General features: G+C 39.6%; 12 protein-coding genes, 4 tRNA genes and 1 pseudogene. All 17 read right to left on the reverse strand.

Annotation, left to right across the window (positions count from 1 at the left end; genetic code table 11):
- A pseudogene (locus tag AC1M9B_RS03910) lies at positions 1-80 on the reverse strand (hypothetical protein); the annotation flags it as partial.
- Between the two features lie 150 nt (positions 81-230).
- Positions 231-305: transfer RNA gene (locus AC1M9B_RS03915), tRNA-Thr, on the reverse strand.
- Positions 306-319: 14 nt separating this feature from the next.
- Positions 320-395 (reverse strand) — tRNA-Gly (locus tag AC1M9B_RS03920).
- A gap of 34 nt (positions 396-429) precedes the next feature.
- A tRNA-Tyr gene (locus AC1M9B_RS03925) sits at positions 430-513 on the reverse strand.
- A 53-nt stretch (positions 514-566) separates the two neighbouring features.
- Positions 567-642 (reverse strand) — tRNA-Thr (locus AC1M9B_RS03930).
- A gap of 98 nt (positions 643-740) precedes the next feature.
- Positions 741-2,234 (reverse strand): anthranilate synthase component I, encoded by a 1,494-nt coding sequence (gene trpE / locus AC1M9B_RS03935; protein ID WP_481591890.1) that lies wholly within the window; start codon positions 2,232-2,234, stop codon positions 741-743.
- Between the two features lie 117 nt (positions 2,235-2,351).
- Positions 2,352-3,023, reverse strand: a complete 672-nt coding sequence (locus AC1M9B_RS03940; protein WP_481608642.1) for an HAD-IA family hydrolase — start codon at positions 3,021-3,023, stop codon at positions 2,352-2,354.
- Between the two features lie 58 nt (positions 3,024-3,081).
- Complete coding sequence (locus AC1M9B_RS03945) at positions 3,082-3,756, reverse strand: FHA domain-containing protein (RefSeq protein WP_092766454.1); 675 nt, start codon at positions 3,754-3,756, stop codon at positions 3,082-3,084.
- A 69-nt stretch (positions 3,757-3,825) separates the two neighbouring features.
- Complete coding sequence (gspD, locus tag AC1M9B_RS03950) at positions 3,826-6,213, reverse strand: type II secretion system secretin GspD (protein WP_373683353.1); 2,388 nt, start codon at positions 6,211-6,213, stop codon at positions 3,826-3,828.
- A 42-nt stretch (positions 6,214-6,255) separates the two neighbouring features.
- Positions 6,256-7,092 (reverse strand): type II secretion system protein N, encoded by an 837-nt coding sequence (locus AC1M9B_RS03955; protein WP_481591887.1) that lies wholly within the window; start codon positions 7,090-7,092, stop codon positions 6,256-6,258.
- Positions 7,092-7,835 carry a type II secretion system protein N gene (gene gspN, locus AC1M9B_RS03960; RefSeq protein WP_092766456.1) on the reverse strand — a complete coding sequence of 248 codons (744 nt, stop codon included), beginning with the start codon at positions 7,833-7,835 and terminating at the stop codon, positions 7,092-7,094. The genes AC1M9B_RS03955 and gspN overlap by 1 nt, the downstream gene beginning before the upstream one ends.
- A gap of 166 nt (positions 7,836-8,001) precedes the next feature.
- A complete protein-coding gene (locus tag AC1M9B_RS03965; RefSeq protein WP_035267603.1) occupies positions 8,002-8,325 on the reverse strand; it encodes an H-NS histone family protein in 324 nt (107 codons plus the stop codon).
- Between the two features lie 126 nt (positions 8,326-8,451).
- Entirely contained in the window at positions 8,452-8,868 is a 417-nt protein-coding gene (locus AC1M9B_RS03970; protein ID WP_035267539.1) for an acyl-CoA thioesterase, read from the reverse strand.
- A 9-nt stretch (positions 8,869-8,877) separates the two neighbouring features.
- A complete protein-coding gene (locus AC1M9B_RS03975; protein WP_481607236.1) occupies positions 8,878-10,071 on the reverse strand; it encodes a heme biosynthesis protein HemY in 1,194 nt (397 codons plus the stop codon).
- A gap of 2 nt (positions 10,072-10,073) precedes the next feature.
- Positions 10,074-10,913 carry a hypothetical protein gene (locus AC1M9B_RS03980; RefSeq protein WP_481588837.1) on the reverse strand — a complete coding sequence of 280 codons (840 nt, stop codon included), beginning with the start codon at positions 10,911-10,913 and terminating at the stop codon, positions 10,074-10,076.
- Complete coding sequence (locus AC1M9B_RS03985; protein ID WP_481608643.1) at positions 10,910-11,692, reverse strand: uroporphyrinogen-III synthase; 783 nt, start codon at positions 11,690-11,692, stop codon at positions 10,910-10,912. Before AC1M9B_RS03985 ends, AC1M9B_RS03980 begins: the two co-directional genes overlap by 4 nt.
- Before the next feature lie 9 nt (positions 11,693-11,701).
- On the reverse strand, positions 11,702-12,622 hold the full coding sequence (gene hemC / locus AC1M9B_RS03990) for a hydroxymethylbilane synthase (RefSeq protein WP_481608697.1): 921 nt from the start codon (positions 12,620-12,622) through the stop codon (positions 11,702-11,704).
- Positions 12,623-12,713 lie beyond the last annotated feature (91 nt).

Genomic DNA, 12,713 nt, shown 5'->3' on the forward strand with positions numbered 1-12,713 from the left:
GTTGTTTTACCATGGTCAACGTGACCGATTGTGCCCACGTTAACGTGTGGCTTATTACGTTCAAACTTAGCCTTAGCCATGAGATCTTCCTCGTTTACGTCGAACACAATTCTAAGATTGTTCAGTATCGACCTGTCGCCAAAAAAAATGACACTTTAAATACTTGAAAAGCAGACTAATAAGCCTGCTTTCTTTAAAACTTTGTAGAAATTTCTACTAAACTGTATATCTGGAGCTCTTATCGAGATTTGAACTCGAGACCTCTCCCTTACCAAGGGAGTGCTCTACCACTGAGCTATAAGAGCATTTAATACTTCGATGGAGCGGGAGACGAGGGTCGAACTCGCGACATGCAGCTTGGAAGGCTGCCGCTCTACCAACTGAGCTACTCCCGCATATTGGTAAGACACTAGATCGAAGTTTTAAAATTGGTGGTGAGAGAAGGATTCGAACCTTCGAAGCTTACGCGGCAGAGTTACAGTCTGCTCCCTTTGACCGCTCGGGAATCTCACCATTTACACTTACTTCAGTGTTGTTCTTTACTCGACTACTTAAACTCTCTAAGATGGTGCCGGCACACGGATTCGAACTGTGGACCTACTGATTACAAGTCAGTTGCTCTACCAACTGAGCTATGCCGGCGTTTCTTAGTGTTTCGTACGTTTCGTATCGGAACGGTGTGCAGTTTAGCAAAACTTGAAATCCGTGCAAGTGTTTTTTTCAAAAAAAACCCTAAAAACTCACAAAATCAATCCGTTTGATGATAATTCAACCGCTTTGATCACTGCGCGAGCTTTTATTTGGGTTTCATTCCACTCAGAATCAGGATTTGAGTCTGCAACAAGACCCGCACCAGCCTGTACATAAACCTTATTTTCGCGAATAACACAGGTTCTAATCGCGATAGACATGTCCATTTCACCATGCCAGCCTAAATAACCAACAGCACCGCCAAAAATTCCACGTTTTACTGGCTCAACTTCGTCAATAATTTCCATAGCACGAATTTTTGGTGCCCCAGAAAGTGTTCCTGCAGGGAATGTTGCTTTAAAAACATCCAAAGCATCTACGCCTTCCTCAACTTCCCCTTGCACATTAGAAACAATATGCATGACATGTGAATAACGTTCGATCACCATTTGATCAGTGACTTGCACTTTACCGATTTTTGATACACGCCCAATATCATTGCGACCCAAATCAATCAACATTAAGTGCTCTGCGATTTCTTTCTCATCGGAAAGTAAATCTTTTTCCAGCGCTAAATCTTCTTCTTTGGTTTTACCTCGTGGTCGTGTGCCCGCTAATGGGCGCACAGTCGCCACTCCATTTTCTAAACGCGATAAAATTTCAGGTGATGAGCCCACAATATAAAATGGCTTTTCATCACTAAGCGTCTTTCCTTGTACTAAAAACAGATATGGTGAAGGATTAAGATGACGTAATGCACGATATACTTGTAAAGGATCACCATCAAAGTCCGATACCATGCGATGACCAGGAACCACCTGCATCACATCACCTGCACGAATGTATTCTTTAACAGTTTCAATCGATTCTAAGAATTTTTCTTTACCTGTTAATGATTCAAAATGAGGGGCCGTGTGAGGCTTTGCCTGCAAGCTCACCGGTGTGGCAAGTAATGATTCAATTTCATCCAGCTGGCTTTGTGCTTTATTAAAAGCATCCGCATCCTGTGTATCCGCATGTACGATAATAAATAGCGTGTCTTTTAAATTATCAAAAACTACAACTGTTTTAGACAACATGAGCCATAAATCTGGCAATCCAACAGGATCAGCATCAGGAACGTTATTTAAGCGCGGTTCAATATAGCGTACCGCGTCATAACCCAAATAGCCCACCAAGCCCCCTGTAAAGTTGGGCAAATCTGGGAGTTCTGCTTTTGATGGCACTTTGAACTGCGATTGAAAGTCACGGATATACTGGAAAGGATCTTGACACTCAAACGATTCGACTTGGCCATCAGCTTTCTGAATTGTTAACTGTCCTTCATTGCAAGAGAATACCGTTGACTCGCCCAGACCAATAATCGAGTAACGCGCCCAGTTTTCACCACCTTCTACAGACTCAAATAAATAGGCTTGTTGATGTTGTTTTAAACGTGCAAATACTGACAATGGAGTGTCAGTATCAGCTAAGCGTTGGCGATAAACTGGAATTAGGTTAAAACCTTGCGATTGAAGCTGCTGAAATTGAGTTGATGTTGTCATGAGGAATTCTCTGTAGTTTTCGATGCATATTGAATGTTCTATAAAGTCTGCGCTGAGAGACGCCATCGAAAAACATTAAAACTATTCATTCCTCTACCCTTCTTTATTTATTACAACTTACTTAGAAATCAACACAGTTAAATCATCAACTACTTGTTGCGGCTTACATAGCTGAATATCTTCGCCATGATTATAACCATAGCTTACGACAATACAATCAATACCCGCACGGCGCGCTGCCTCTACATCATTCGATGAGTCACCAATCATCAAGGTATTGTCCAGATCAGTTCCAAAGGCCTCAACACAATGCAACAAAGGTTTAGGATCTGGTTTTCTCACCTCAAAACGATCTCCACCCACCGTATCCACAAAATAGTGATCCATCTTTAATTCAGCCAATATTTTTCTAGCGGGTAATTCCGGCTTATTCGTGACACACACCATTTTTTTTTGATGAGCTCGACCCCACTCTAAAAATTCGATAATGCCGTGAAATGGACGCGTATCCACGCACGGTTCGGCATTATAAATTACTAAAAAAGTATCCAATAATTGTTGATGCTCAGAAGGCTCTACACGCCCAGTCAGATGCATTAAAACACTCTGACAGAACAATGAAGTCCCTTTGCCAATCCAATTTCGAACTTGAGATTCTGTGACCAAAGGCAGTTCTAATACATTCAAACTCATATTCATGGCACGATATAGATCAAATGCCGAATCAACCAAAGTTCCATCCAGATCAAAAAGAATTAAGTCACGCTGTTCCAAATTCGCAATATTCATTATTTTAAACCTAACAAAAAAGGCATGCGAAAGCATGCCTTAAAAAATCACATGCAACTTAGTTGAAAATAAACCAGGCAACTAGTGCCACAATCACTAACACCAATAATGCCATTAAGCCAATATTGGCATTTTTTTGAGTTTCCAACTCTTTTTCCGTACAAGCTGCAGGAATATTTACCTCACACGCTTCATGCTTATTGACAGTTGTATTAACATCAACTCCTTCAGGAATTGGGGCTGGTTTAGGAATTCCTACATTTTGAGGCATACCATCTCGAGTAAGCTGAACTGAGCTATCTCGCTCTTTCAGATCAGGCATACCCTGCTCAAGCATTTCAGCTGCTGCTGTCTTCTCTACTGCAACCTTTGAAGAAATTTCAGCTGTTGCGATTGCTTCGCTAGGCTGCTGAACATCTTGTAATGTTTGTGCAGATTGCGCAGGTGCTAAAACTGAAAATTTATGGCTAGCAAATTGCAGAATATCGCCATCTTTAACAATAGTTTCGCCTTCAGCAACTTTTGTATCGTTAATAAACGTGCCATTTGACGAACCTAAGTCTTGAACAGTGAGCACCTGCTCTTTTAGAAACAAAGCAGCATGACGACGTGATACATCTGCAGACTGAATCAAAATATCTGCATCTTGATGACGACCCACCAACATGTCTCGATCGATATCAACTTCTTTACCCGCAAATTCGCCAGTAATTGTTTGTAATTTCCAAGTCATAGTTTCGATCCATTATTCAAGTTTTGACATTTTAACATGGCTGTTTTCGAGATTCACATTGAACGCATGTTATCGAGACGGTCTCAATGTCGTGGTTGTGACCGTATTTTGTGTTCTTTGCACATCTTGTTTTGGCTCAATCGCGACAGGGGTTTCCACCACGACTTGGGCATTGTTTGTATTTGTTGTGGCAACTTGATTGTAAATCACAGGCTTTGGCAGCACTCGCGTTGATTTCACCACAGGATCCTGAGTCACGATGACATTTGGACGTTCAATCACACGCCCTACTGGCTTAGACTGCGCTGTTGGAGCAGTATAACGCTGTACCTGTGGCTCTACTGCTTGAGGCGTTGATGGCACTACGATAGGCTTGACGGGTTGAGGAGTACTTGATACAGGCAACCGCTGTTGGAAGATATCATCAACATTATCTGGTAACTTCTTAAATGTCCCATCACCATCCAGTGCTAACTGCAAACTGTATAAACGATCATAGCGTTGCTGTGACAATCTACGAATATCAGCCGTATCTCCTACGATTGTTGGATGAATAAAAACGAGTAGGTTTCGTTTCACATTATTCTTTGCATCTGCTCTAAACAGTCTACCCAAACCAGGAATCGAGCTTAAACCTGGGACGCCTTGACGCGTTAACTTAGTATCATCTGAAATCAGACCACCCAGTACAATTGTTTGACCATTTTCAGCCAAAATCGAGGTTTTTATGGCACGCTTAGTGGTCACCAAGTCTTTCGCCTCACCACTATCTGGCTTCACCGAGGATACTTCTTGTTCTACAGCAAGACGAACTGTTCCACCTTCACCAATTTGCGGAATGACCTTTAATGTAACACCAACATCTTTACGCTCAATTGAAGTATAAGGGTTTGCTGTTCCACCTGTTGTTGTCACAGATCCTGTCTGGAATGGGACATTCTCACCCACAACGATATAAGCTTCCTCGTTATCCATGGTGACAATCGATGGTGTAGACAATAAGTTCGACTTAGTATTGGTCTTTAATGCCTGAATCAGTGCGCCATACAGTTTACGCGATCCATTCGCACCTTCTTTATATTCACCTAAGGCCAATGAAGCACCAGCTCCAATCAAACCAGCACCCGTAGCTACATTACCAAGGAATCCAGAAGCCAATTGACTCAGCCCTACACCCGCTTTATCAAAATTGATTACACCAATACCGCTACTGATGTCACCTAGTGCCCACTGAACACCCAATTGATCTACGTCATTTCCTTCAACTTCAACAATAGCAGCCTCAATGAGAATTTGTTGACGACGCACGTCAAGTTGATGAATAGCAGATTCAATTTCACGCATGAGTTGAGGATCTGCTTTTACCACTAATGCATTTTGTGCACCATCAGCAATAATACTCACGCCATTACTATTAAAACTTGTAATATCTTGTTGATTTTGATTTGAACCACTATTCAAATTAATCGCTGGGGTATTCACACTCCCATTTGAAGACGTATTACTCGAGGTATTATTAATTAATGAGTTACTAGCACTTGAATTGGAGCTTGAACTATTTGAATTACTGGTACTATTCACCGCCTGACCAGATACTAAACCTTGTAAAATTTCAGCCAAATTTTTTGCGCTTGCATACTTAAGCTTAAATACTTTTAGACCGCCTAAGCGATCAGCTGAAGGAACATCAAGCATTTCGATCATTTGACGAATGCGTTTACGAGTACTTGGATCACCCTTGATCAAAATCCTATTAGTACGTGCATCTGCGATAATACGTACTCGAGAACCTGAAATGTCTTTGGCACCCCCCGTAGAAGACATTGAATCCAACAAAACTATCAGCTCTTCAGCTTGGCTAGACTGCAAGCTAATAGCCTCAATATCGTTTTGTCCCGTTCCATCTAAATTACGAATAATCGTTTCAAGCTGTGCAATATTATTCGCACGATCTGAGACTATAAGCGCATTTGTACCTTGTACCGCCGCCAAATGCGCAAATTGCGGCATGAGTGGTCTTAACGCGGGTATTAGATCATTGGGGTTAGTATTTTCCAGCCAAATGACACGAGTGACCACTTGATCACCTCGTGCGTTCCGAGAGGCATCAAAAGGCACACCTGAATTTTTTACATTATTGTCAGGGACTAAGCGGATAGTGTTACCCGCAGGTACAGCAACAACGCCATTAACGTTTAACACACCCAAGAACAAATCATAGACTTCAGCTTTGTTTAAAGCCTTATTTGAAATGACCGTCACATTACCCCGAACCCGCGGATCAACTGCGAAGTTTTTTCCCGTGATATCTGCCACTTCATTAATAAATGCAGTTAAATCTGCATCACGCAGGTTAATTTTCCAAGTTTGCGCTTGCGCAGCGGTACTTGCGACAGCCAATACTGGTGCTACTGCGACCATCGCCCAAAGTGACCGATTTCGATTTAAAAAATCCATAACTTGTTATATTTCCTAATACTTTATGCAAATTTACACATTTTAAAATTCTTGTTGGAAGGTCATCACTTGATCACCTCGTTTTACTTCAATGCGAACTTTACCTTCTCGTTTAGCCTGTTCTAGCAGTTGTGCATCGCTTTGTCCTTGACCGACTGACTGCCCATTCAAGGATAAAACGCGATCACCAGGTCTTAATCCCAGTTTGCTTCTCAAAAATGCAGGCGTTCGATCCGTGACTTCATAACCTTGACCACTGTCAGTGTTGACACCCATATTACTTAAGTATTGTTCACGATTTTCTTGAATTTGATTGATTGCCTGACCAATGGCATTTTGAGTAGTCGTTTGACCTGAATTCGAAGTTGCGTTAGCAGAATTCTGCTGTGCATCAGGTACCAGCGGCTGATTAAGATTTTCTATTCCGGTAAATCTCAACTCAGTCGTCGCACCACTCGGCTTTTTCAATACCACATGATCCCAATATACTTCTGAAAGCTGATAAGAACTTCCTTCCAAAGTTTGTCCAATGGTATAACGATCAGCAACCTCTCGAACTTTAATCACCGCTGAAGATTGACTACTCGGCGTCGAAACCACAACCCCTTGCAACGTAAGCGCTAAATTAGCATCAGCAGCACTTACTTGCGCACCTGTTTCTTGAAACAAAGAGAAACTCGATATATTCGGAACAGGAGGTTGCTGCGAACCTAATGCGACTCGCTCAACTTGCATGACTTGCGGTGGTGCAACCACCAACCAAAATAATGAAGCGAGCTTCCACATTAAGATTAAAATCAGAATAAATAAAGTAAGCGGAGCAATTCGATCTAAATCTTTAAATGAAATTTGTGAAAACTTATCTTGGAATCCCTTCATTAGAAGCCTCCACTCAGCAGTGGCTGTCTCGTACTGACAACAAAGGTATCCAAACCAGCTTTACCATCATATGAAGGCACATTCATTAATAATCTTTGGGTCACCTGTGCATCCAACATTAATGCAGGATCTAAACTAAGGTTGGCCATTTTTTGCCCGCGCTGATCTTGTACATCAATGAGCAGTTTTCCAGCTTCGTCTGAAAATTGCCCTTTTAAAGATGGCATATTCATTCGTTCTTGTTTCTGGGCAAAGGTATAAGTTAGCGTACCACCACCCCATTGCATCTCTCCGGCGGTTTTTGCAAAACCATCGTTTTGTTTGAATTGAAATGCTACATCCTTCAACTGAATACTATTCTGAGGCCATTGCCAATCCACAAATGTTTTGAGTGTTTCAGGGGCAATATTTCCATTCATATTTTTGATAATTATTTTTTTTCCAAGCCCATAACCCACCACACCGTTGAGTTGCGTCTGACCACTATGTATTTCTAAGTTGGCACCAGCTCTTAATAAAATCAGATCGAGAGGACGTGTTTGCCAGATGACAGAACCTGCAAGATTTCCTTTTTGCCAATCTGCTTGACCTTGCCAAATATTGCCACTGACATTTTTTAAAATTTGATTATTTTTATAAAATTTAGCAATGAGCCACGATGCTGGAACTTGTAAAAAAACAAATAATAAAAAAGCGAAGATAGCGACGCTTAACCACACCATTTTTTTTGATTTTTTTATCATTCCATGTATACCAACATCTAAGTCTAATTAACCGCAAAATGTTTGAAAATTTTCTATCTTGGTATTATGCATAAATTTTACACTTCTCCAATTCACTTATAAAAAAACCAAGCAGATTTGCTTGGTTTTTTTAATATTAGTGTCATTACATGACAAATCAGTGAAATTAGATAAGGAAATCTTCTAATTTGGCACCTTTTTCAAGCTCTGCAACCAACCAACGTGGCTTCTTTCCACGCCCTGTCCAAGTCTCCGCAGTATTATTTTTATTACGATAACGAGGCTCTACAGATTTACGCGTGCTTTTCTTACGCTTTTGTGCACCATATTCAATGAATTGCTCTAAAGACATACCCACTGATTCAGCAATTTGAGTAATCTGATGATAAGCATCTTCAATTTCCTGATCTTTCTTAGACTCGATCAAAGCTTGGGCTTCAGCAGTTAACTTTCTTAACTCTTCAACAGATAAATTACTAATATCAGGCATAACATTTACTCCAAAAAATTCAATATCATTATTAGATTTATAAAGCGCCATCTTATTGTTATAAATTATTTTAATCAATCCATCATGTTATTTAATATACATAAATAAAACAAATAATTTAACACATTAATTAACCGAGTCTATTTCTATTATTTTTTCTCTAATATGCTCTGGAATCAAAACCTTTTGCATTGTATTTTTATCCACACAAACTATAACGGCCTCAGCAATTGCCACAATTTCATTCTGTTGCTCACTCCAAACTGTATATTCCATCCTGAAGGCAGAGTTACGCAATTCAACCACTTTAGTTCCAATGCGTAAATAATCAGGATAAAACACTGGTTTAAGATATTTACAACTATTTGAAGCCACAACAGTATTAATATCTAACGCTAAGATTTCTAATTGATTCAAATACTCTATTCGAGCAGTTTCAATATAGCGATAATAAATCACATTATTGACATGTCCAAAAGCATCCATATCACCCCAAGCGACTTTTTGATGGGTAATGACTTTGTACTCATTCATTTGTTTCATTCATCATTCTCATAACTTAAATTGAATAAATTTATTATGGGTCTCAAAGACACTGTTCAATTGCTGAGTTAATACAGCATCGCCTTTTAATACAGATTTAATTCTTAAATAGTTCATTAAAGGGTGATCAGGATATAATTGCAATAATGCCTCAGCATCCTGTTCACGATGAGTCGCAGTATAAATATGCCATTTAGAAAAACTCAAAATCGGTAATCCAGGATATTTCATTTCAAAATGATCAATCTGGTTTTCAAGCATTTCATAATCAGGATTTTGTTTTAACAATTGTTGTTGAAACCATAAATAAAAAATATCCTGATCGAACCGTTCTTCTAATAAAGACAAAGAAAGTTGAGTTTCATCAAAAGCCATCTCAGGAATGCGAGAAATAAGTTTTAACCATAACGATTTAATACCATATGAAGACGACACAATTTGATCACTCATTTGAGCATACCGAATTTGAATAAGCTCTAAATCTGTATTTGAAGCGTTGTCAAAATCATTGAGTAGCTTTAAAAGCCATTTCTTTTTATGTTCCAAATCTAAATGGCCATATTGCGTGGATTTTAAATAATGCCATGGATATTGAATCGCAAATCTGCCCCATAGATGATTCAACTTATGCTGATAAGCATCTTCAAGATCTTTTAACCATGGTGACAGCATATGACCATGTAAAAACTCCAAATGGGTTAAAGCCTGATCTGGAAGCCCTTGAGCTAAATAAATTTCAATACGCTGGAGTTCAGCCAATTCAAAAGCATCTGCAGGACTTTGTTGTAAAACACTCAACGCATCATCAATACGATCTTGCTTCAACCAAATACGAGATTGAATAACTTCTTTGAGTAATCCTGAGTTCTCAAACACAGGTTGTAAATATTCTCGCTGTTTTGTGTTGGCCTCCAAAACCCACAAAACACCTAATTTTTCATACGTATGTAACCTTGAAAAGTCTGTCACTTGTTGAATTTTACGCTGCTCTCTTGATCTCATCTTTCCAACCCAAAACCATAAAAGATGAAGAGATAAAGCAACGAATAGAAGAAAAAATGAAACAAACCAGAGGTTCGTTTGAATCTGAATACCGTGCCAAAGCATGTAAATATAACCTGGCCCTTCTTGATAACTCAGCACACTTAACACGGCTAATATCATTAAACCAACTAATGCATAAACTATAAAAATATGTTTCATGATTAGCCCTCTAAAATTGCTTTACTGTTCAATTTAGGGACAGGTAAAAGTTGTGCTTGTTTGAGATGTTTCGCTTTATTTTTTATTTTGATTGCCGCAGCATCAGGCAGTTGATCCAGTTCATCGATAATTGAGGTCAGTGCATTTTGATAATCAATGTATTGTCCTTGTTGTAGTGCTCTTTGAGCAAATAACACTCTCAATTGAACTTCTTTTAAAACTAATCTTCGATTAAGTAATACCGGCATCTGTTCATCAACGCGTTCAACTTTGAATACACGCTCAAACCATGAGGATTGCGAAGAGTTATCACTCGTGAGTTGCTGTACTTGTTGTTCATTTTTCAAATTTGCATCAATATTTTCAAGCAAGTCACCTAACTGAGCAATTTGAATATTTTTTGCCACAACATATTGTTGAATCATTTTTTGATCATGCTCAACAGCTCGATGCATTGAAACCTGCAATGTATCTGCCAAAGCCAAGCGCTCAACCAGTTGATCCAGTTGATTGAGTTGCTCAAGTGCATATACAAACTCATGTTGATCTAAGGCAAATTGAATTAGCTCTAATTTTTGACTTAAGAGTTTGATTGGATTGATTTCAGATTGAATTTCTTGTTGATTATTGTTTTGCTGAGGTGGATTGGATTGAGACGAAACCTGCTGATTTGAGCGCTGAATTGCTACCAACTGATCATTCAAACTTGCCACTAATTGCTCTGATTTATGTTGAGTTTGTTGTAGCAACTCAACTTTTTCTTGTAATGAAAAATGATCATAGCTGAGTTTAATCAACCAAATGATTAAGCCTAAAATGAATAGATATAAAATTTTCTTCATGAGTGCCTATGTTCACTTTCAAGCTGCGACAAAATCGTATCTGGCATTAAGTCCGCAATTTGAGTGATTTGAAATTTAGTATTTGAGGTCTGTTGATACATACACACGATCTGATATAACCGATCCGCCAAAACCAAGTAATGACCGTGTTGCATAAATACAGGATAATTTTTGCATAAACTCAGCCAATTTTTCCAACTGGCTTCACTACTAATCAATACAGCATAAGGTTGTGGATTTGCATTGAATGCTTCAAGTAGATGTTTAAATTTATCTTGAGCATCACTTGGGCAGTAGCGGGAGTATAAAACAAAATTAAATACTTCAATTTTAGCAGCACGACACTGCTGCATCATGAACTGACGGCCACCTTCTCCCCGCCAAAACGCAATACGTTTGAGATCAGCATTATGTGTTAAAATCGGAAGACTTAACATTCCTTCAGATGTTTCAACATCTGGAACTAAACTTTTAACACCATATCGACTTAGAGCTTCAGCTGTTTTCCGGCCAACTGCAATCCATTTGATATGATTTAAATCGGTCAATCTAAGTCCCGATTTTTCGAGAAACTGCATGCCAACTTCAACGGCTGTTGGACTGACGACCACAATCACTTGTGCTGAAATTAATTGCTGAAAGAGCTGATCAAGTTCATCACTCCAATGAACAGCAGCCAACTCTAGTACAGATAACTCGATAGGCTCATATCCTGCACGTACCAGTGCCTCATTGAGAGGCTTAGCACGATCTGCAGGTCGAGTATTGATAAACTTCATTTCATTTTTTTATTTATACAGTGCTTTTAATAAATCAGCAGCACCTTGGTCAATCAAAGCTTTTGCTAGTGAAACACCCAACGTTTCAGCTTGTTCAACTGGACCTTCTACTTTAGCAACCAATAATGTTTGACCATCCACACTGCCTACGCGCCCCTCTAATTGAATCTGTTGATCATTTAAAGTCGCATATCCCGCAATCGGTACCTGACACCCGCCTTCCAAATAAGCATTAAATGCCCGTTCTGCACGAACACACGCATCAGTTTCTGCATGTAATAAAGGTCGAATCAACTCTAATACGCGTGCATCGTCACCTCGACACTCAAGACCTAATGCACCTTGGCCAACTGCGGGTAAACTCGTCTGTGCATCCAGCGTGTGTCGAATACGCTCTGCTAAACCTAAACGTTTTAAGCCTGCACTTGCCAGAATGATGGCATCGTAAAGCCCATCATCAAGCTTAGATAGTCGTGTGCCTACATTTCCACGTAAATCTATAATCTCAAGATCTGGACGGGCTTTTAAAATTTGACATTTACGACGCAAACTTGAGGTTCCCACTTTGGCACCAAGGGGCAAATCTTCAAACTTGCTATAAGTATTCGAAACAAAAGCATCTAAAGGATCTTCTCGCTCGCAAATCACGGCAAGACTTAATCCTTCTGGGAGCGCCATCGGCACATCTTTCATGGAATGGACAGCCAGATCTGCACGACCATCAAGTAATGCAGCCTCAAGCTCTTTAACAAATAAACCTTTTCCACCAATCTTGGCTAAAGGAGTGTCTAAAATTTTATCACCTTGGGTCACAAACGTCACCAACTCAACTTTTAGGCCAGCATGTAGGGTCTCAAGTCGCTCACGAATATGCTCCGCTTGCCATAAAGCCAATGGACTTTGACGAGTTGCAATTTTTAAGGTTTTGATCATTTTAATGCTGCCAAACTTTAGACATCCTAAACTTACCCTGCTGTCCCAAAATTGCAAGTAAATTGTTCGGCAATCACTATAATTTTAG

The organism is Acinetobacter sp. ANC_7513, assembly GCF_056779915.1.